Below are 21,682 nucleotides of genomic sequence, written 5' to 3' on the forward strand. Positions count from 1 at the left end.
GTTTTATTGAATAGACGTTAAGTAAATTCTTCCGTTCTTCACTACGCCGGTGTAGGTCCAGTTATATGTTCTGAGCTTTGGACTGCCGCCTGATTTTGTGATATAGAATTCTTCATACGTCTTAATCGTGATAGCCGACCCATTTTGGCTCCAGCTTTTCACTTCATAGTTATTAAAGTCTTCTGTTGTCCCCTCTTTATTTAATTTCGACACGAGATGCTGCTGGTCGGAATAAAGGGAACTGCCTTTTTCAAGGCTGTCTTCCATCAGTGAGAAATTATTTTGATTCACGGCATCTGCCTGACTTTGCAGATAACTGCCCATAAATAATGTCACTTGTTCATCTGTAACATCGCCGCTTGCAGAGCTTTCACTGCCTTTGTTTTTCGAGCCAGCCCAGGCGGAAGTGTATGTCTCTGGTTTATCATTTTTGATTTTCTTTATATTTGTGCCTGCAGATTCGAATGTTGATTCTGCATCTTCGAAAATCCACTTTTTCTGTTTTTTATCATATGAAAGAAGATATTCATAACTCGGACTGTCGTCAGTCATTTCAGACTTTGTATAGTCGTTATACGAAGAAGACTGGTGAAGTTCTTTTCCTGTTACCGATACCTGCCACGTTCCGTCGTTTTTCTGAGAGAGGGCAAATGTGTCCAGGTCAAAATCAGTTTCCAAGTATCTATCTTTTAAGTATGAATCCGCGCTTTTCATAGAATCGACGGTGTCCTTCGTCTCCGCCTTCCAATTGGCACTTGCCTCTGTCATCTGGGCTGTATTCCCATCAGATAGAGCTTTGGAGTATTGTTTTGTTGTTTTGACAATTGTGTTCATAATCTGTTCCTGTGTATCTTGATCAGGAATTAACGTTAACTCCATTTCTTTATCATCGATCGGAACGCCGGCAGTTTTTGTTTTTCCCCACGGAAATTCTGCCTCGACTGAAGCTGTCATTGATCCATCTGTCAGCAGCGGACCATATGTTACGGATTTGAACGGATCTTTATGAATTGATTTACCGTTAATCAGCAAATCTCCCTTCCCGCTCTTGATGTCATTCGCTAAGCTGAATGTCACATCGTCTGCTTCCAATGAGAGATCAACACGAAAGCTGCTATCGCCAATCGCCTGAATGTCTTCCTTTTTCACAAGGTCAACGACATCGTTTTTCAGTTTGGCTGAGACTGTATATTCGCCGGGAATGTACGGACCAAGGGTTTGTGCTTGATCTGCTTTCTTTACAGATCCGGCTTCCTCTTTATTGACATATAGATCGGTATTTTTATAATTGCTGCTCACTTCAAAATAAACAGGTGCTACCTTTAAGTCATAATGGTCAAATACCAGCAGGCTTTTCCCGTCTTTTTCCGCATATACGATATCCTTCTGGGCTGTTTCATCACGCAGCGATGCAAAAAGTTCATCTTTTTTGTCTGGATGATCCTTCAAATATGTAAGAAACGGTTTTACATTATTTTTAGTGAGTTTAAGATTGTCATTTACCGGTGTAAGCAGAGTCGCGATTTGGTCCTGATCCCCATCATTTACGGCCTGTTCAAACTTGTCTACTAACCTATCCTTTGAAGTAAAATACGCTCCGGTTTTATATGCGGCGAATAATATAACGCACGCCGCGGCAATGCTGCTCCATAAAATGATGGTTTTCTTAGGGATCGGTTTTCGCGGAGCCTGCCTCGTTTCTGCAGTGCTAGCTGTTTCTTGATTTGCCTGTTTGCTGCCCCCTCCGATCGGGGTGCCGCATTGTTTACAAAACTTGGCTCCTTCATTATTCTGGGAGCCGCAATTCTTACAAAATAACATGACTTTCCTCCTATTCTACTAATTTGATAACATTTACTGCTTTTCATATTTTATAATAAAACAGAATGAAATTGGGAACGAATGAAAAAATTAAATGTCTATCAGACTAAAAAGGTGGAATGAATATGCAAAAGCTCAGGATTGAATTAGGAGAAGAAACAAATGACGAATTATATGATCTATTGCTGCTCGCCGATCCATCGAAAGACATTGTAGATGAATATCTTGAGAGGGGAGAATGTTACACAGCTTGGGCCGGTGATGAGCTTGCAGGGGTTTATGTATTGCTAAAAACAAGGCCGCAAACAGTTGAAATTGTAAATATTGCGGTAAAAGAATCTCTTCAGAAGAAAGGCTTTGGCAAACAGCTTGTACTTGACGCCATCGAAAAAGCGAAGAAGCTGGGGGCGGACACGATTGAAATCGGAACGGGGAATTCGAGCATTCATCAGCTTTCCCTCTATCAAAAATGCGGATTCCGCATTCAGGCGATCGACCACGATTTCTTTCTCAGACATTATGATGAGGACATTTTTGAAAACGGGATTCAATGCCGCGATATGGTAAGGCTTTATTTGGATCTCTGAAAGCATAAAAAAGCCGCCGAGAGAAAATCCCGGCGGTCTTTTTATTACTTGTTTAAGTTGTAGAAAGAGTTGATACCGTGGTATTGAGCAGTTTCAGCCAACTGATCTTCGATGCGAAGAAGCTGGTTGTATTTCGCAACACGGTCCGTACGAGACGGAGCACCTGTTTTGATTTGTCCTGCGTTTGTTGCCACAGCGATGTCAGCGATTGTGCTGTCTTCAGTTTCACCAGAACGGTGAGAGATAACAGCTGTGTAGCCTGCGCGTTTCGCCATTTCGATCGCATCGAATGTTTCAGTCAATGTACCGATTTGGTTTACTTTGATCAGGATAGAGTTGCCTACGCCGTTTTTAATACCTTCAGAAAGTTTTTTCGTGTTTGTAACGAAGAGGTCGTCACCAACAAGCTGAACTTTTTTGCCAAGACGCTCAGTAAGAAGCTTGTGGCCTTCCCAGTCGTTTTCGTCAAGTCCGTCTTCGATCGAGATGATTGGGTATTTAGAAACAAGCTCTTCATACCAGTCAACCATTTCAGCAGATGTTTTCACAACGCCTTCGCCAGACAGATGGTATTTGCCGTCTTCTTTGTTGTAGAACTCAGAAGATGCAGCATCCATAGCAAGTTTAACTTCTTCGCCAGGTTTGAAGCCGGCTTTTTCGATTGCTTCAACGATTGTTTGAAGCGCTTCTTCGTTAGAACCAAGGTTTGGAGCGAATCCGCCTTCGTCACCTACAGCAGTGTTTAAGCCTTTTGCGCTTAATACTGATTTCAGGCTGTGGAAGATTTGAGCGCCCATGCGAAGTGCTTCACGGAAGTTAGGAGCACCTACAGGCATGATCATGAATTCTTGAATATCCACGTTGTTATCAGCATGCTCTCCGCCGTTTACGATGTTCATCATCGGTACAGGAAGCGTTTTTGAGTTGAATCCTCCAAGGTATTGGTAAAGAGGAATCTGTAAGAAATCAGCAGCAGCACGCGCACAAGCCATAGATACGCCAAGGATTGCGTTCGCACCAAGTTTGCCTTTGTTTTCAGTACCGTCAAGCTCGATTAAAAGCTGATCGATTGCGTTTTGTTCAGTTACATCAAAGCCAAGAAGCTCTGGAGCAATGATTTCGTTTACGTTGTTAACAGCTGTTAACACGCCTTTTCCAAGGTAACGGTCTTTGTCGCCGTCACGAAGCTCAACCGCTTCGTATTCACCTGTAGAAGCTCCGCTTGGCACTAATGCGCGGCCGAAAGCTCCTGTTTCTGTATATACTTCAACTTCAACTGTTGGGTTGCCGCGGGAGTCTAATACTTCGCGTGCATAAACATCAACAATGTATGGCATGAGTTTTGTCTCTCCTTTTGATTTTCAAATTATTTTTGAATTAAAGATGTTCCTGTCATTTCTTTCGGTTTTTCAACACCAAGAAGGTCTAATAACGTTGGTGCAAGGTCGCCTAGGATTCCGCCTTCACGCAGCGTAATGCCTTCTTTCGTTACAATCACAGGGACTGGGTTTGTTGTATGCGCAGTGTGCGGTTCGCCTGATTCTGTAATCAGAATGTCAGCATTACCGTGATCAGCGGTAATGATAGCGTGTCCGCCTTTAGCAAGGATCGCGTCAACGACTTCGCCCAAGCATTCGTCCACTGCTTCAATTGCTTTAATTGTTGGTTCAACCATTCCGGAGTGGCCGACCATATCAGGGTTTGCGAAGTTAAGAATGATCGCGTCATGCTTGTCAGCTTCAATTTCTTTGACAAGCGCGTCTTTCACTTCATACGCACTCATCTCAGGCTTCAAGTCATACGTTGCAACTTTAGGCGAGTTGATGAGAATACGCTCTTCACCCGGGAATTCAGCTTCACGGCCGCCGCTCATAAAGAACGTGACGTGCGGATACTTTTCAGTTTCTGCAATTCGAAGCTGTTTTAACCCGTGCTGAGATAATACTTCTCCGACTGTGTTATCAAGATTTATCGGTTTAAACGCTACATAGCCGTCAACTGTTTCACTGAAGTGAGTCAGGCAGACGAAATACAGGTTCTTTGGATAATTCTCGCCGCGGTCGAAGTCACGGAAGTCTTTGTTTGTGAACGTGTTGGAAATCTGGATGGCGCGGTCCGGTCTGAAATTATAGAAAATCACAGAATCGCCGTCTTGGATTTTCGCAACAGGCTCACCGTTTTCTTTTGTGATGACAGATGGAATCACGAATTCATCGTAGATACCATTTGCATATGAATCATCAACAACATCCAGGGCGCTGCGGTAAGATGGGCCTTCGCCGTACGCCATTGCGCGGTACGCTTTTTCTACACGGTCCCAGCGTTTGTCGCGGTCCATAGAGTAGTAACGTCCGGAAATGCTGGCGATTTCACCTACACCGATTTCCTTGATTTGATCGTTCAACTGGTTGATGTACGTTTTCGCTGTCTGCGGACCTACATCACGGCCGTCAAGGAAGCCATGGATATAAACCTTTGTCAGCCCTTCTTTTTTCGCAAGCTTTAACAGTGCGAATAAATGATTGATATGGCTGTGCACGCCTCCGTCAGATAAAAGACCGAACAGGTGCAAGGCTTTGTTGTTTTCTTTCGCGTTGCTGATCGCGTCAAGGAATGTTTGATTGCGTTCGAACTCTCCTTCACGAATGGCAACATTTACGCGTGTTAAGCTTTGGTACACAATACGTCCCGCACCGATATTTAAGTGACCTACTTCGGAGTTCCCCATTTGCCCTTCAGGAAGACCTACAGCCTCGCCTGAAGCAGTCAAAGTTTGATGAGGATACTGGTTCCAATAGCGGTCAAAATTCGGTTTTTTCGCTAAAGCGACTGCGTTCCCTACTGTTTCGTTACGTAATCCGAACCCATCAAGAATGATGAGTGCAGCTGGTTTTTTACTCATATTGACCTTCCTCCAATAATTGAACGAATGACTGTGGCTCAAGGCTCGCGCCGCCGACCAAAGCACCGTCAATATCGGACTCTGCCATATATTCTTTAATGTTTGCAGGCTTTACGCTTCCGCCATATTGGATGCGAAGCTTGTCTGCAGCTTCTTGGCTGAAGCTTTCAGCGACGGTTTTACGGATATGCGCACACACGTCATTCGCATCTTTCGCTGTAGAAGATTTGCCTGTTCCGATTGCCCAGATTGGCTCATACGCAATAACAGAAGCAGCAACTTGTTCTTCAGAAAGACCAGCAAGGCCTTTTTTCACTTGGTCAGCAACAAGATCATTTGTTTTGCCGGCTTCACGCTCTTCAAGCGTTTCACCTACACAGATGATCGGCACAATGCCGTGTTTGAAAGCTGCGTGTGCTTTTTTGTTAACTGTTTCATCAGTTTCAGCGAACATTTCACGGCGCTCAGAGTGGCCGATGACGCAGTAGTCAACGCCAAGGTCTTTCAGAGCAACCGGGCTGATTTCGCCTGTGAACGCGCCGCTTTCTTCGAAGTGCATGTTTTGAGCGCCGACTTTTAGGTCAGTGCCTTTCACAGCAGAAGCAAGCTTTTCTAAGAAAAGCGCTGGCGCGCAAACAACAGCTTCAGCTTTGTCTGCTGCTGGAATGGAAGATTTCACTTCTTCAACGAAGCTGACAGCTTCGCCGAGTGTTTTGTTCATTTTCCAGTTACCGGCGATAATTGGTTTTCTCATCTGTTCCACTTCCTTATAGCAGTTTTGAGATTATTTATCGTTCAGTGCAGCTACCCCTGGAAGCTCTTTGCCTTCCATAAACTCAAGGGATGCGCCGCCGCCTGTTGAGATGTGGCTCATTTTGTCAGCAAGGCCGAATTTTTCAACCGCTGCCGCAGAGTCTCCTCCGCCGATGACAGAGTATGTATCTTTCGCCTCTGCCAATGCTTCCGCAACCGCTTTTGTTCCTTGAGCGAACAAGTCGATTTCGAATACGCCCATTGGTCCGTTCCACACGACAAGTTTGCTGTTTTTGATGACGTCAGCATACGTTTCGCGTGTTTTCGTACCAATGTCGATTGCTTCTAAATCACTAGGGATTTCAGAGATCGGCACAATTTTCACGTTTGCATCGTTAGAGAAATCATCTGCAACGAGTACATCTTCAGGCATGTAGAAGTTAACGCCTTTTTCTTTAGCGCGGTCCATAAATGATTTCGCAAGCTCGATTTTATCCTCTTCAAGAAGAGATTTCCCGACTTCATAGCCAAGCGCTTTTACGAAAGTATAAGCAAGACCTCCGCCGATGATCAGGTTGTCTACTTTATCAAGAAGACTTTCGATTACACCGATTTTGTCTTTTACTTTCGCTCCGCCGATGATCGCTGTGAACGGGCGGTCAGGATTGGAAACCGCTTTTCCAAGTACATCAAGCTCTTTTTCCATTAAGAAACCTGCAACTGCTGGCAGATGCTCGGCAATTCCAGCTGTAGATGCGTGAGCACGGTGGGCAGCACCGAATGCGTCATTTACATATACATCTGCAAGCTCAGCAAATGCTTTTGCAAGCTCAGGATCATTTTTCTCTTCACCAGGATAGAAACGTACGTTTTCCAATACAAGAACGTCTCCGTCCTTCATCTCAGAAATTTGTGCTTTTACAGCATCGCCGTATGCTTCATCCGCTTTTTTCACTTCTTTGCCAAGCAGTTCGCCGAGACGTGCAGCGACAGGAGTTAAACGAAGCTCCTCAACCACTTCGCCTTTCGGGCGGCCTAAGTGGCTCGCAAGAAGGACTTTTGCGCCTTGGTCTGCAAGGTGTTTGATTGTTGGAAGCGCAGCACGGATACGTGTATCGTCTGTTACTTCCCCGTCTTTCATTGGAACGTTAAAGTCAACGCGGCAGAATACAACTTTGCCTTTTACGTCGATGTCTTTGAGAGTTTTTTTATTCATGCCTAGGAGATCCTCCTTCAAAATGGTTTGCATACAGCACGAAAAACGTGAAACCGTCTGTTCAAGCGATAACTCCGCTAGGGCAGATCGCAGTCTTTTTCGGCACAGGGCAGTTCGTCTAAAAGCCAGGGCAGCGGCCTTAGGCGAAAGCGCCGGCAAAGCTGCTTAAAACGCGGTCGTTTCTCTATCACAGAGCGTTTTCTGAAAGCCGGTCTTCATGGAAAAAGGGAAAGGGAGTCCGTCCCCTTCCCTTGTCCGCTTTCATTATAGCGCTTCTATTCGAAAGAACCAAGTCAGGTCCTTTTTCAGCTATAAATTAAAGACCTTTTTTTGCGATGTAAGCTGCAAGGTCAACAACGCGGTTAGAGTAGCCGCTTTCGTTATCGTACCAAGAGATTACTTTTACCATGCTGCCTTCCATAACCATTGTAGAAAGAGCATCGATTGTAGAAGAGTTTTTGTTTCCGTTGTAGTCGCCAGAAACTAATGGCTCTTCGCTGTAGCCAAGGATTCCTTTAAGGTCGCCTTCAGCCGCTTCTTTAAGAGCTGCGTTTACTTCTTCAGCTGTTACTTCTTGGTTCAGTTCAGCAACCAAGTCAACTAGAGAAACGTTTGGAGTTGGAACACGCATTGCTCCACCGTTCAGTTTGCCTTTTAGTTCAGGAAGAACTAGAGAAACTGCTTTAGCAGCACCAGTTGATGTTGGGATGATGTTTTCAGCTGCTGCACGCGCACGACGGTAGTCTTTGTGCGGAAGATCAAGGATTTGCTGATCGTTTGTGTAAGAGTGAACAGTTGTCATCATACCGCGTTTGATGCCGAATTTATCGTTAAGTACTTTTGCAAACGGCGCAAGGCAGTTTGTTGTGCAAGATGCGTTAGAGATAACATCGTGGTTAGCCGCATCGTATTTATCTTCGTTAACACCCATAACGATTGTGATATCTTCTTCGTTAGCAGGAGCAGAGATGATTACTTTTTTCGCGCCAGCTTCTAAGTGTTTCGCAGCGTCTGCGCGTTTTGTGAAGAAACCAGTAGATTCAACTACGATTTCAACGCCTTGTTTGCCCCAGCTAAGTTTAGCAGGATCGCGTTCTGCAGAAACTTCAATTGTTTTGCCGTTAACAACAAGGTTGTTACCGTCAACTGAAACTTCAGCGTCTAATTTTCCGTGTACAGAATCATATTGTAAAAGGTGAGCCAGCATGTTAGCATCTGTTAAATCGTTAACCGCTACTACCTCAACTTCAGGATTGTTTAATGCTGCGCGGAATACGTTACGTCCAATACGACCAAAACCGTTAATACCGACTTTTACTGCCATGATTGTTTCCTCCTTTAAATAAGTGAGAGATATTTATATTGAGGGATTATTCATCCCTTAATAACTTCTTTGCGGCTCCTTCGTCTGTGACGAGAACCGTGTTGCGTGGCTTTTTAAAGTAAGCCTCGATCGCTTCGGCTTTTGATGATCCGCCCGCTACCGCAATAATATCGGGGATGGCGTCTATGTCATCCAGCTGCATTCCGACAGAATGCACTTTGTGAACCACTTCGCCGTCCGCGTTAAAATAGTAGCCGAACGCTTCCGTCACCGCGTCGTTATCATCTATTTTCTTTAAATCTTCTAAAGGCGTGTTTCTGCGCTGAGCCATAGTTTTAGCTTCGCCGATTCCGTGAACCAGCATACTCGCTGATTTAATGGTGTTCAGCACCTCTTTGACAGAAGGCTCTTCAATAATAGATGAATAGGCGCCTTGTGACAGCTGTCCCGGAACAAACAAAAGCCGGTAAGTGCCTGAAGCCTTCTCCGCCATATGCGCGCATATGGTGTTCGCCTGGTTTTTCACGTCTTCGCCTAAACCGCCTCTTGCAGGCACAAACAAAAGCTCGCGGTTTTTAGAATCCGGCGTCATCATTTCGGCGACAGCTTCAATTGTCGTACCGCCAGTTACAGCGACGATATTTTTGCCTGAAAATCTTTTTTTCATACATGCGACAGCCGCTCTTCCCATTTCTTTTTTGACCCATGGGGATTGATCGCTGTCTCCGGATACGATAATGGCATCCTTTAGATTTAAACGTTCTTTTAATGTCTTTTCCAAAAGAGTCAAACCTAAAACATCTTTCATCGTATCTTCCAAAACAGAAAGCAGTTCATAGCCCTCTTCTGTCAATGTCATGCCGTTTGTCTTAATATCGACCAGGTTCTGTTCCTTTAAAAACTGAACCTCGCCCCTCAGCACACGCTCGCTGATTCCGAGACTGGCAGACAGGCTTCTTCGCCCGATGGGTTCTGTCAGCCTGATATACTGCAAGATTTCAAACCTCTTTTGCATAACGAGCAGAAGATCAGGCAATAATTTTTTTTGAGCTTGTATTAACTGGTTCATGACTCAAACGTTCCTTCCTTTTTTGCTGGACATTATATGTCCCGCTATGACAAAAAACGTCCCGTCATAGCCAAAAAAAATCATTTCTGCTTTCTTTAATTATTTTAACAGGGTGGAATTGTTTATTCAACTGTTAAGAGCCAATTCATCGACAATATTCGCAGAGTTTTCATGCCGCGTCGTTTTATCCAGCAATATTTTATCCTATATATCTTTATCTTATACAGAAAGCGCCAAATGGTGCATCCCAATATAAACAGCCCTTCCCGTAGAAAGGGCTGTTTCATTAAAGCGTTTTCATTTTATCCAAAGCTTTTCAATTTCCTCGAGCGATTTGTTCTTCGTTTCTGGACAGATCGTAACGACAAACAGGAAACAAAGGATGTTAATCACCGCAAAGATCCAAAATGTATAGGCGAGCCCGAAAGAATCGATCATCATTGGCACAAACTGTCCGATCGCCCAGTTTGCTCCCCATAAAAAGATGGTCGCAATGCCCGCGGCCCGCGCACGCAGATGGTTCGGGAAGATTTCAGAAATCATAATCCATGTGATCGGTCCGACCGAGACACAGAAAGCAGCGACAAAACCTAATATAAGGACGATCATCATGATCCCGCTTGTTAACTCAAAATAAAACGACGTCCCGATTAAAATCATAAAAATAGCCATAAAAGCAGAACCGATGGACATCAGTTTTTTTCGTCCGACTTTATCAATCAGCAACACCGCAATAACGGTAAAAATAACTTCTACAACCCCGACGATACAAGTCGTCACAAATCCGGCGTTTTGCCCGAATCCCATCATTTTAAAGATTTCCGGCCCGTAGTAAGTAATCGCGTTCATGCCGATGACTTGGTTAAACAGCGCCAGCAGGATTCCAATGACAAGCGCCTTTCTGAGACCCGGCTTAAACAGCTGGGAGAGCGACCCCATTTGTTCTATTTTTAAAGAGTTCTCAATGTTCTTTAATTCTTCTTTTGCAACAGTTTCTCCATTAATACGTGTCAGGATCTTTAAAGCTTCATTTGTTTTGCCCGCTTTCGCCAGCCATCTCGGACTTTCCGGGACGACGAGCAGGACAAGGAAAAAAATGACGGATGGCACCATTCCATAAGCAAGCATCCATCTCCAGCCGGTGTGCACGCCCCATTCGTATGTTCCGGACCGCTGCACAGCTAGATTAATAAAGTATGTTGCGGAAATACCCAGTATCGTAAAGAGCTGATATAACGAAGATAAACTTCCGCGTATAGCGGGCGGTGCCGCTTCTGTAATATACGTAACAGAGAGCGATGAGCCCATCCCGATTCCCAGCCCCCCGATAATCCTTGCAATGATTAAGGTGGACACGTCTTGAGAAAGCGCTGAAACGATTGCTGATATCGCAAATAACAAAGCGGCTGTCATTAAAATTTTTCTCCGGCCGAATCTGTCACTTAAAAATCCGGATATCCCGACGCCCACAACTCCTCCAATCATAATGCTTGAAATGACAAGTCCCTCCATAAACGGACTCAGGCTGTATAAATCTTTCAGAAAACCGATGGCGCCAGAAATCACTGCCGTGTCATAGCCATACAATAAGCCGCCAAGCCCCGCCGCACATGAGATCAAAATGACAAATCCCATTGAATGGCTTCTTGTTACAGGAACATTTGGTTCTAATTGAGTTGGAGTATTCTTCATTTCCCTGCCCTCCCGAATGTTGAGTAAAGCGTTTTCATTTAAACCTTCAATTGTACGTACTTATATTAAAATTTAACGAAAATTACATTTAATTAGTACGTACAAATATAGAATAATCTTGTTTGCATTTTCTGTCAATGTTTTCTTACAAAGAACGCTGTGATATACTGAAATTTGTCCGTATACATTTTGGAGGAATGGATATGTTACCAAAATACGCGCAAGTAAAAGAAGAAATCAGTTCTTGGATTAATCAAGGCAAAATACTGCCCGATCAAAAAATCCCTACCGAAAACGAATTAATGCAGCAATTCGGCGTCAGCCGGCATACCATCCGCAAAGCGATCGGAGACCTCGTATCACAAGGTCTGCTGTACAGCGTGCAAGGCGGAGGCACCTTTGTCGCTTCACGCTCTGCTAAGTCAGCGCTGCATTCCAATAAAACGATCGGTGTTTTGACAACTTACATATCAGACTATATTTTCCCGAGCATCATCAGAGGAATCGAGTCCTATTTAAGCGAGCAGGGGTATTCTATGCTTTTGACAAGCACAAACAACAACCCGGACAATGAAAGAAGAGGCTTAGAAAACCTGCTGTCCCAGCATATTGACGGACTCATCGTAGAACCGACAAAAAGCGCCCTTCAAACCCCAAACATCGGCTATTATCTGAACTTGGAGAAAAACGGCATTCCTTTTGCGATGATTAACGCGTCATATGCCGAGCTTGCCGCGCCAAGTTTTACCTTGGATGATGTGAAAGGCGGGATGATGGCGGCGGAGCATTTGCTTTCTCTCGGCCACACGCATATGATGGGTATTTTTAAAGCTGATGACACACAAGGCGTGAAACGGATGAACGGATTTATACAGGCGCACCGGGAGCGTGAGTTGTTTCCTTCTCCGGATATGATCGTGACATTTACAACGGAAGAAAAAGAATCAAAACTTCTGGAGAAAGTAAAAGCCACACTGGAGAAAAACAGCAAGCACATGCCGACAGCCATTCTTTGTTATAACGATGAAATTGCGCTGAAGGTGATTGATATGCTGAGGGAGATGGATCTTAAAGTGCCGGAGGATATGTCTATTGTCGGGTACGATGATTCACATTTCGCCCAAATCTCAGAAGTGAAACTAACCTCTGTCAAACATCCGAAATCAGTGCTTGGAAAAGCAGCCGCCAAATATGTCATTGACTGCTTAGAGCATAAAAAGCCGAAGCAAGAGGATGTCATATTTGAGCCTGAGTTGATCATTCGCCAGTCCGCACGAAAACTGAATGAATAAAAAAAGCAATGTATGGGTCTCCCCGCTACATTGCTTTTTTTATAGCTGTTATCTGTTTTTCCAAACGTCAGCGATGATTTCAAACGAACGCATTCTGTCTGCGTGTTCAAAGGTTTCTGAGTTAACCATAATTTCGTCAGCCTGTGTCGTTTTGACGAAATCTTCAAGCTTCGCCTTCACTTCTTCCGGACCTCCGACAATCGTGGAGCTCAGCTGCTCATTGACCATCGCTTTTTCATACGGGCTCCAGATTTGGTCCATATCCTCAACAGGCGGTTTAAGCTGGTTAGGCGTACCGCGGACAAGATCAAGAAACCTTTGATAATGGGAAGTCGCAAGGTGCTGCGCTTTCTCGTTTGTATCTGCCGCGATAATGGTGACACCGACCATCGCATACGGTTCGTCGAGCACGTCTGACGGCGTGAAGGAATTGCGGTACAGCTCCAAAGCGGGAACCGTATTCGCCGGTGAGAAATGGGCCGCGAACGCAAACGGAAGACCAAGTTCGCCAGCCAGACGGGCGCTGAAGCCGCTTGAGCCCAGCAGCCAAATCGGCACATCTATGCCCTCTCCGGGAATGGCGCGAACTTGATTGCGCACATTTCCTGACGGTTTAAAATAATTGCGCAGTTCCTCTAATTGTTCTGGAAAATCCTCCCCGCTGTTGATGTTTCTGCGGAGCGCTCTGGCTGTCAATTGGTCTGTTCCCGGCGCACGTCCAAGCCCCAGATCAATCCGCCCGGGATACAGTGTTTCCAGTGTGCCGAATTGTTCAGCAATGACTAATGAAGAGTGGTTGGGGAGCATAATGCCGCCGGAACCGACGCGGATTTTCTTCGTGCCTCCGGCAATATGGCCAATCAAAACTGCGGTGGCAGAGCTTGCAACACCTTCTATATTATGATGTTCAGCAAGCCAGTAACGGTGATAGCCCCATTCCTCTGCCCGGCGCGCCAAGTCCATGCTGTTTCGGAATGATTCTGCAATCGTTCCTCCCTGAACAACCGGAGATAAATTCAAGACAGAAAGCAAGGTATCTTTGCGTTGGTTGTTAGACATATTGTTCTCCTTTGCAAATGTGTTATCAGTAAACAGCCCAAAGCTGTCAGGTCATGATTGAAAGAACTTCTATCACACCATAACACAACTGCATTCAGGAATAAAAGAATTTGATTCGATGAAATTCGAACAATATAAAACGAACGGTTTGGAACATTATTCTGCTCCAAACAACTCCTTAGCCATCTCAATAAAGAGCTTAGCCGCCAGAGAAGCCTCCTTTAGCGACGGAACAGCAAGCTGCACATCACGGTATACCTGCGGGTCCAATTCCCTGGTCACCACATGCTCTGGCAGCGGCATCCCCGACATGGACATTTCTGATAAAATGGCCAGGCCCAGGCCTTCTCTGATCATACTGATCGAGGTGTTGATGTTATAGACCGTGAAAGCTGGGTGCAGCGTAGCACCCGCCTGCCTGAACATATCGATAAATGGTGATTCATAGCCGCCGTCACAGACGATCATCGGTTCATGGTCAAGATCTTTCAGCGTAATGGCTGAATGACTGGCAAGCGGGTGATCGTCCCTGAGCACGACAGCCATTTTGTCTTTTTTCAAATGAATGTACTCCATCTCCTCTGTTGGATACAGAAGAATCCCAACATCTATCATCCGCGTATGAAGCCACTCCTTGACTTCATTTACAGTTCCCTCGTGCAGCACGAGCTCAAGTTTCGGATATTTTTGTTTAAATTCACTGATCAGCTTCGGCATAAAATAAGCCGAGGCAGTTGAGAATGTGCCGATATGGATCGTTCCCAGTTCAAGCCCTTTTTCCGCTGCTGCTACCTGCTCAACTTTTTCAATGCCTTTTAAGACTTCTCTGATGTGTACTAAGATCTGTTTTCCCGTATCCGTCAGCATCAGGCCATTGCGGCGGTCACGAATGATCAGCTTTACATCAAGCTCAGCTTCGATCGCAGAAATCGCATGGCTGACAGCCGGCTGTGTCATGTTCAGCGCCTGACCCGCTTTTGTAAAGCTTCCCGTTTCAGCTATTTTCACAAAAACCTTTAATTGAGTAATGGTCATAACAATTTACTTATGCTCCTTATAAAAAAGATTCATTTTATTTATCTTATGTTCTACCGTATCATATGATGGAAAAGTTCTACAAGGAGTGAATGAACAATGAAGCAGCTCCCAAAAACGCGGACAGCTCTCCTGCTCGCATTTCTCGTCATCATGTGGGGCGTCAATTGGCCGCTGTCCAAAGCCGCGCTCGCCTATTCTCCGCCATTATTGTTCGCGGGCATCCGAACGCTGATCGGCGGGCTTTTATTAGTCATAGTCGCACTGCCGCGTATTCATAAATTACGCTTAAAAGAAACGTGGCCGATTTATCTTGTTTCTGCTCTTTTAAATATTACATTATTCTACGGCCTGCAAACGATCGGGCTGAATTATCTTCCGGCCGGCCTGTTTTCTGCAATCGTCTTCTTCCAGCCTGTTCTGATGGGTGTATTTTCTTGGCTGTGGCTCGGCGAATCCATGTTTGTAATGAAAGTGATTGGCCTCATCCTCGGTTTTGCGGGAGTAGCCGTCATTAGTGCTGCGGGCTTTGGCGGGCATATTTCTGTCATTGGGGTTCTGCTGGCTCTCGGCTCCGCAGTCAGCTGGGCGCTCGGGACAGTATATATGAAAAAAACAGGCAGCCGCGTCGATTCCATCTGGATGGTCGCTCTGCAGCTGACGATCGGAAGCGTGTTTCTGCTTATCTCCGGCTTTTGGACAGAAAGCTTTTCGGCGATCCAATGGACAGCTCCGTTTATTACGAGCCTGCTGTTCATCTCCGTATTCGTTATCGCACTCGGCTGGCTTGTCTTTTTTACGCTTGTCGGTTCAGGAGAAGCAAGCAAGGTCGCATCTTATACTTTTTTGATTCCGCTCATATCAATCGTGGCCAGCTCCATTTTCCTGCATGAACCGCTCACCCTTAGCCTCTTGGCAGGGCTGCTGCTGATTGTCACGAGCATCTGTCTCGTGAATACAAAATCAAAAGCGCAGAAAGCTGCGGCGATTGGTATAAACGAGAAAGCTGCACAATAATAAAAACCCTCTTGCCGGATGCGGCAAGAGGGTTTCTTATTTACTGATGCTTGCGTCCTTTGACCAAATATGCAACTGTAATCAAAAGGTAGATCGCCGCAGTAATGCCGGTAATGACAATTGATGTTGTCATGATGACCCCGATCAGAATGGCGAGTAATGCCACAATCGCAAACCATGTCGTGTACGGGAACCATTTTACATAATAGGCCGGTGTTTCCGTTTGCTGTTTTCTCGATTTTAAATGAGCGAATCCGATGATCAGCCAAATGAATAAAACGGTATATCCCAATGATCCCATTAAATAATTAAATGTTTGGCTTCCTGCGAACAGAGAAATCAATACGCCAATATAGAGAGAAGAAGTGCACATCAGAATCGCAAACATCGGTACGTTTTTCGATGAAAGCTTCGAGAAGACCTTTGGAAGCCTTCCGTCACTTGCCTGTGTATACAAAATGCGTGATGATCCGTATAAACCTGAATTCATAGAAGAAATGATCGCCAGCAGGATGACTGCATTCATGATATGATCCGCGCCCGGAATGCCTACCATTTTAAAGACCATCACGAAAGGACTTTCCGGAACGGAATTGACTTGGTTCCATGGAATCAGGCTGACGATGATGAAAAACGGCAGCAGGTAAAACGCGACAATCCGTGTCAGTGTGCTGCGGACAGCTTTCGGGACAACCTTTTCCGGATTTTTTGTCTCTGCAAGCGTTACACCGATAATTTCTGTACCGCCGTAAGAGTAGATGACGACAAGCATCGCCGTGATCAGCCCTGTGCCGCCGTGCGGGAAAAATCCGCCGTGGTCTGTCAGGTTGGAAAATCCGGATGCTGTATGATCACCGAATGATACAAATAAGAGCAGCAATCCCAGAATAATAAAGATAATAATAACGGTAATCTTGATCATTGCCAGCCAATATTCAGTTTCGGCGAAGATTTTAACAGAAAGCAAGTTTACAATCGTGACGATAAGAGAAATTCCTAATGCCAACACCCAGATCGGGCAGCCCGGCAGCCAATATTGAATGAAAATCGCAGCTACAACAGCTTCAGCCGCAATGTTAAGCACCCACATTTTCCAGTAGATCCAGTCCAAAAAGTAAGCAGCGTAATTTCCCAATACCTGCTGGACAAGATCACGGAAGGTTCTGGCGTTACGGTTTCGAACAGCCATTTCCGCCAGCCCCTGCATAATAAACAGCAAAATAATCCCGCCGAGCAGGTATGCGATAATGACAGATGGCCCTGCCACATCGATCGCTGAGCTGCTCCCCTTAAATAAACCTGCGCCGATTGCTCCGCCCAGCGCCATCATCATAATATGGCGGGACGTCATCGTGCGTTTTAACGTTTGATTGTCGTTTTTCATCCTCTTCTACCTCTCCTTCTCGTTTTCAAAAACAAAAAAGCCCGCCGTCTCCTACCTAATCTAATAGATAAAGAGACGACGAGCCTTCGGCTGACCGCGGTACCACTCTTGTTGATTCTTCATGAAGAATCCTGCTTTTGACCTGTAACGAAGGTTAGCCGTTAAAACATAGGGAATATTCAATCTATTCCGTTCCGTCTTACCACTCCCGGGCGAGTTCAAAGAAGAATCAGGCTGCGTCGCACCACCCCGCAGCTCTCTGTTCTGATCACTTTCTTTTACTGCTCCCAATCTATGTGTTTTAGTTTTCTGAAAAACTCAAATTTTATGATCTGAATATATTAACATAATATACGTGCTTCTCTTTTAACTGTCAATAACTTCAGAGAAAAAAGAAACTGTTATTTTGTCCCTTTTCGAATGGCTTTCCAAAAGGATTCTGACTCGTTTCCTAATGCGTAAACTGAAACACCTGCTATTTTATATTGCTTTGCCAGATGGCTTTTCGTTTGAACGGTTTTTTCGTTTTCATACCACACGACATGTTTATGCTTCTTTTTGTCAACATAAGAAAACGTCATCGAGCCTGATTTTTTGTTGAATGCCGGCTTTGCTTTTTGTTTTTTGATGAGGGATTTGAGCTCATTCCATTCCCTTATTGTGCTGGTACTTCCGTCTTTTACATCCCAGTCATAGCCGTACGCAGGGATTCCCATGATGACTTTATTGGCTTTGATCTTTTTGACTGAAAACTGCAGAGAGCTTTTGATCCAGTTTGTGCTTGCCACTGACCCCGGCTCACCCCAAATGCCGTGTTCATCGTAGGTCATGACTTGTACGAAGTCGGCATATTTGCCGATTTTCGCATAATCATACGGCCAGCTCCAGTCATCATTTTTATCATCGGCGCTTTTGGCCGGAACGGATACCATTGTTTTAATATGTTTCTTATTCAAAGCCTGTGAGACATATTGAATGAAGTTCGAGTATGCAGCGCGGTCTTCTGGATTTACTGCTTCAAAATCGATATTGATTCCGTAATATGAGTGCTTTTTGGCCAGTGTAATTAACTGATCTGTGAATCGTTTTTTCGCTGTTTTATTGCTCATGACCCGACTCGCTAAATCTCCGTCAAAATCATAAATGGCATCATTATAGTTTGAAATGACAGCCCATGTCTTGATTTTTTTCTTTTTCGCATATGTCAGCTGCTTAGTTGGGGCATCGCCAATGATTTGTCCGTTTTTTTCAAACGCAAATGTATCGGTTGCGATGGCATTCATGTATGTATGATATTTCGTAAGAGAATTGTATGAAGCCGTATCCCCAGTCGTGTAGCCTACTGTCATACCGGCTGCCTTCGCTTCTCCTTTTGTATACATAAACAGAACAATCGCAATCGCCAGTGAAACCGCTATGATCAGCCATTTTTTCATCGCATTTCCTCCTGTATCAAGTCATACTCTTCTCATCGGCCAAAAAATTGGAAGTTGAAGTTTTTTCAAGCAAAAAGCCCGGCATATGCCTGCCGGGCTTCCTGAGTTCAGCGGTCAGAGACGAGAATATATGCTGCCTTTACTGGTCCATGCACCCCCACAACTAAATCCATTTCAATGTCGGCTGAGTTACTCGGTCCGGTAATGTAGTTGATACATGAAGGAACAGTGACACCGTTCGCAATGTTTTGGCGGATGATATCACTGGCTTGTGTCATTCTCGGTACAATGCTTGATTTCGGCACGATCGCAATATAAGTCGTTGGCAAAAGGCTGACAGAGCGGCCGATGTCTTTTGAGGAGAAGAGGACAACCGTCCCCGACTCAGCCAATGTAATTTCGCTGAATGTAATCCCTACATTGGCTTGCTCCGCTTTTTTAATATTTTCCTCGCCTTTGTCAGCATCCCACTCCCAGACCGGCGTTCCTTCACTCGGCCAGTCCTTGGTGAGCAGGCTTTTCAGTCCGTATTCTTCAAAGCGGGGGTCCTTCGGAATGATGACAGGGCCTCCAGAAAAGCGGCTGACTTGCTCGCGCAGGGCATCGTAAAGGCCGGTTGAATCCGTTTCAATCAGCTCTGTATGGATTTTGACACAATGGTTTTTGAGCACTGTGACTAAGTCATCCGCTGAATAACCTTCAAGTGTTTTATATTGCGGCTGATGCGCCCATTCAGGGACTGCCACGCCTCCTGTTCTTCGTTCACGGCCCAGGCTGGATGCGATTCGGTTTAAAAAGCTCTCTTGATTCTGAATGGTTCCCTTCGTCATCACTGCTCCTCCTTCGTGCGTTCACTTGTTTCTCTGTCCGCAAACCAGTCTCTGAATCTCGATTTATGCGGTGCCGGGAAGTCGCGAATCTGGGTCCAATTTTTAAGCGGGCCGGGCCCTTTCGAAATTTTTTCGTCCTCTGTAAAAGGCGTCATGGCGGCCGGCGCCCATTTTGAGCCCATTTTGTAAAGCGATAAGGAGGATGCGCCAAGTCCGAATGCTTTCATTGCAAGCTTTTCACTGATCGGCGCCCTGCCTTCTTTTTCGACGATATTCTGACGATGCTTGAGTAGCAGCTCATGAAGCGGGATTTTGACCGGGCAGGCTTCTGAACAAGCAGCGCACAGTGAAGATGCGTACGGCAGCTCCTTATAATCGTCATAACCGCCGAGCAACGGTGATAAAACAGCTCCGATCGGCCCCGAGTAGATTGAGCCGTATGAATGTCCGCCGACATGGCGGTACACAGGACAGACATTGATACAGGCGGCACAGCGGATACATTGCAGCACAGACTGGAATTCCGTTCCAAGGATATTGGATCGTCCATTATCAACGATGACAAGATGGAATTCTTCCGGACCGTCCACTTCACCTTCCAGCTTCGGACCCGTCAAAGCTGTAATATAGCTTGTCAGCCGCTGTCCGACAGCACTTCTAGTCAGCATGCTGACTAGCACTTCAAATTCAGAAAATGACGGGACAATCCGCTCCATTCCCATGACGGTAATTTGTGTTTTCGGCAAGGTGCTCACAAGCCGTCCATTTCCTTCATTGGTCACAAGGCTGACGGAACCCGTGTCAGCGATGGCGAAGTTACAGCCGGTAATGCCGATATCCGCTTCCAGAAACTTTTTCCGGAGAATGGCGCGCGCATGCATCACCAGCTCTTCCGGTTTTTCTGTATGTTGATAGTCCAGTCTTTCTTTAAACACATCGCGTATCTGCTCTTTATTTTTATGAAGAGCGGGCGCTACGATATGTGACGGCGGATCGTGATCATCAATCTGCAAAATATACTCGCCGAGATCGGTTTCTACGACTTCACAGCCTTCCTTCTCCAGCACCTCATTCAGATTGATTTCCTCTGTGACCATTGATTTAGATTTCACAATTTTCTTCCCGTTCTTCTTTTGAATGACATCCCGAATATAGGAAGACGCCTCTTCCGCTGTTTTCGCGAAATAGACATGTCCGCCTCTTTTCGCCACATTTTCGGCAAGCTGTCCGAGATAGAAATCAAGGTTTTCAAGGACATGCTGCCTGATTTCCTCTGATAATGAGCGCCACTCCTCCCAGTTTCCCAGTTCTTCTGCTGCCTCTAGGCGCCGCGTCCGCAGACGCTCCTGTGCACCTGAAACAGCGCCTCTCATAAATTCATTATCAATCCCCTGTGATACCCGCTCTTTAAAAGCGTCAGTACCGATTTTCATCGCCATGATCCTTTCCCCCTCTGAATCCAGTTTTATCTGCTGTTGAGCACTTCGGCGATGTGCATCACTTTGACATTCTTATCTTTTCGGCCAAGCCGTCCCCCGATATTCATCAAACAGCCGCAGTCAGCACCGATCAGCACCTCTGCTCCCGTTTCCTCCACACATTCGACTTTTTCATCGACCATCTGCTCAGAAATCTGCGCCATCTTGACTGAGAACGTTCCTCCGAATCCGCAGCAGTTATGTTTGCCCGGAAGCTCTGTAAACTGCAGGCCCTTCACATGGCTCAACAGCTTCATCGGCTCCTTCCGAACACCCAGCAGCCTAGTCATATGGCACGACGTATGTAAGGTCGCTTTTGTATGAAGGGTCGCGCCGACATCCTCTACCCCAAGGACGTTCACAATAAAATCTGTCAGTTCATACGTTTTATCCGCCAGCTTTTTCGCTTTATCGGCCCATTTCGGATCATCCTGAAACAGGTGCGGATACTCCCGGAACATCGTTGTGCAGGAACCCGAAGGACTGACAACATATTCGGAATCCTGAAACGTTTCGATCATCCGTTTCATTGCTTTTTTGGCGTCATGTACATAGCCGCTGTTGTAAGCCGGCTGTCCGCAGCAAATCTGCCCTTCTGGAAAATCAACCTCGCACCCAAGCCGCTCCAGCAGCTCAACCGTTGCTTTTCCGACATTTGTTTGAAACATATCAACAAGACAAGTGACAAAAAGTGAGACTTTCATGATGAACCCCTCTCTCATCCCCAATATATGATCAGGTCATCTGATGACCTGAGTTAAAATAACTATATGAATATCGTACACTA

At 45.5% G+C, this 21,682-nt stretch carries 18 protein-coding genes and 1 other RNA gene; 3 read left to right on the forward strand and 16 right to left on the reverse strand.

What is annotated here, in order from left to right:
- Positions 1–3: 3 nt before the first annotated feature.
- On the reverse strand, positions 4–1,821 hold the full coding sequence (gene yvbJ, locus BSU_33880; RefSeq protein ID NP_391268.1) for a hypothetical protein: 1,818 nt from the start codon (positions 1,819–1,821) through the stop codon (positions 4–6).
- 119 nt (positions 1,822–1,940) lie between these two features.
- On the opposite strand from yvbJ, the gene yvbK reads away from it, so the two are divergent.
- Positions 1,941–2,408: a putative N-acyltransferase gene (yvbK, locus tag BSU_33890; protein ID NP_391269.1), complete on the forward strand. Its 468-nt coding sequence runs from the start codon at positions 1,941–1,943 to the stop codon at positions 2,406–2,408.
- 44 nt (positions 2,409–2,452) lie between these two features.
- Here the strand turns inward: yvbK and eno are convergent, their stop codons facing one another.
- The 7 genes from eno to araE all read right to left on the reverse strand — a co-directional run bounded on the left by eno (position 2,453) and on the right by araE (position 11,364).
- A complete protein-coding gene (gene eno, locus BSU_33900; RefSeq protein NP_391270.1) occupies positions 2,453–3,745 on the reverse strand; it encodes an enolase in 1,293 nt (430 codons plus the stop codon).
- 29 nt (positions 3,746–3,774) lie between these two features.
- Positions 3,775–5,310 carry a phosphoglycerate mutase gene (gene pgm, locus BSU_33910; RefSeq protein NP_391271.1) on the reverse strand — a complete coding sequence of 512 codons (1,536 nt, stop codon included), beginning with the start codon at positions 5,308–5,310 and terminating at the stop codon, positions 3,775–3,777.
- Positions 5,303–6,064, reverse strand: a complete 762-nt coding sequence (tpiA, locus tag BSU_33920) for a triose phosphate isomerase (protein ID NP_391272.1) — start codon at positions 6,062–6,064, stop codon at positions 5,303–5,305. The genes pgm and tpiA overlap by 8 nt, the downstream gene beginning before the upstream one ends.
- A gap of 30 nt (positions 6,065–6,094) precedes the next feature.
- Complete coding sequence (gene pgk / locus BSU_33930) at positions 6,095–7,279, reverse strand: phosphoglycerate kinase (RefSeq protein ID NP_391273.1); 1,185 nt, start codon at positions 7,277–7,279, stop codon at positions 6,095–6,097.
- 316 nt (positions 7,280–7,595) lie between these two features.
- Positions 7,596–8,603 (reverse strand): glyceraldehyde-3-phosphate dehydrogenase (NAD-dependent, glycolytic), encoded by a 1,008-nt coding sequence (gene gapA, locus BSU_33940; RefSeq protein ID NP_391274.1) that lies wholly within the window; start codon positions 8,601–8,603, stop codon positions 7,596–7,598.
- Between the two features lie 46 nt (positions 8,604–8,649).
- Positions 8,650–9,672 carry a transcriptional regulator of gapA gene (gene cggR, locus BSU_33950; protein NP_391275.1) on the reverse strand — a complete coding sequence of 341 codons (1,023 nt, stop codon included), beginning with the start codon at positions 9,670–9,672 and terminating at the stop codon, positions 8,650–8,652.
- A 297-nt stretch (positions 9,673–9,969) separates the two neighbouring features.
- A complete protein-coding gene (gene araE / locus BSU_33960) occupies positions 9,970–11,364 on the reverse strand; it encodes an arabinose-related compounds permease (RefSeq protein ID NP_391276.1) in 1,395 nt (464 codons plus the stop codon).
- Between the two features lie 203 nt (positions 11,365–11,567).
- On the opposite strand from araE, the gene araR reads away from it, so the two are divergent.
- On the forward strand, positions 11,568–12,656 hold the full coding sequence (gene araR, locus BSU_33970) for a transcriptional repressor of the ara regulon (LacI family) (protein NP_391277.2): 1,089 nt from the start codon (positions 11,568–11,570) through the stop codon (positions 12,654–12,656).
- Between the two features lie 48 nt (positions 12,657–12,704).
- Here the strand turns inward: araR and yvbT are convergent, their stop codons facing one another.
- Together yvbT and yvbU are read right to left on the reverse strand one after the other, a co-directional pair.
- A complete protein-coding gene (gene yvbT, locus BSU_33980; protein ID NP_391278.1) occupies positions 12,705–13,715 on the reverse strand; it encodes a putative alkanal monooxygenase in 1,011 nt (336 codons plus the stop codon).
- A 156-nt stretch (positions 13,716–13,871) separates the two neighbouring features.
- Positions 13,872–14,750 carry a putative transcriptional regulator (LysR family) gene (gene yvbU, locus BSU_33990; protein ID NP_391279.1) on the reverse strand — a complete coding sequence of 293 codons (879 nt, stop codon included), beginning with the start codon at positions 14,748–14,750 and terminating at the stop codon, positions 13,872–13,874.
- Positions 14,751–14,849: 99 nt separating this feature from the next.
- On the opposite strand from yvbU, the gene cyeB reads away from it, so the two are divergent.
- Positions 14,850–15,767: a cysteine and O-acetylserine efflux permease gene (gene cyeB / locus BSU_34000; protein ID NP_391280.1), complete on the forward strand. Its 918-nt coding sequence runs from the start codon at positions 14,850–14,852 to the stop codon at positions 15,765–15,767.
- 40 nt (positions 15,768–15,807) lie between these two features.
- Here the strand turns inward: cyeB and yvbW are convergent, their stop codons facing one another.
- The 6 genes from yvbW to lutA form a co-directional block, all read right to left on the reverse strand.
- The gene (gene yvbW, locus BSU_34010) at positions 15,808–17,151 is read right to left on the reverse strand and encodes a putative leucine permease (RefSeq protein ID NP_391281.1); all 1,344 of its coding nucleotides are present in this window, start codon (positions 17,149–17,151) and stop codon (positions 15,808–15,810) included.
- Positions 17,152–17,219: 68 nt separating this feature from the next.
- Positions 17,220–17,455, reverse strand: an RNA gene (gene tboX / locus BSU_misc_RNA_56) — T-box riboswitch controlling synthesis of an amino acid transporter.
- Between the two features lie 97 nt (positions 17,456–17,552).
- Positions 17,553–18,587, reverse strand: coding sequence for a putative epimerase modification of peptidoglycan (gene yvbX, locus BSU_34020; RefSeq protein NP_391282.1), 1,035 nt, complete (start codon positions 18,585–18,587; stop codon positions 17,553–17,555).
- 107 nt (positions 18,588–18,694) lie between these two features.
- The gene (gene lutC, locus BSU_34030) at positions 18,695–19,417 is read right to left on the reverse strand and encodes a component of an iron-sulfur oxidase for L-lactate utilization (protein NP_391283.1); all 723 of its coding nucleotides are present in this window, start codon (positions 19,415–19,417) and stop codon (positions 18,695–18,697) included.
- Positions 19,417–20,856, reverse strand: a complete 1,440-nt coding sequence (gene lutB, locus BSU_34040) for a component of an iron-sulfur oxidase linked to L-lactate utilization (RefSeq protein NP_391284.1) — start codon at positions 20,854–20,856, stop codon at positions 19,417–19,419. Before lutB ends, lutC begins: the two co-directional genes overlap by 1 nt.
- A 26-nt stretch (positions 20,857–20,882) precedes the next feature.
- Positions 20,883–21,599 (reverse strand): iron-sulfur oxidase subunit used in L-lactate utilization, encoded by a 717-nt coding sequence (lutA, locus tag BSU_34050; RefSeq protein NP_391285.1) that lies wholly within the window; start codon positions 21,597–21,599, stop codon positions 20,883–20,885.
- Positions 21,600–21,682 lie beyond the last annotated feature (83 nt).

Source organism: Bacillus subtilis subsp. subtilis str. 168 (assembly GCF_000009045.1).
Classification (GTDB): Bacteria; Bacillota; Bacilli; order Bacillales; family Bacillaceae; genus Bacillus; species Bacillus subtilis.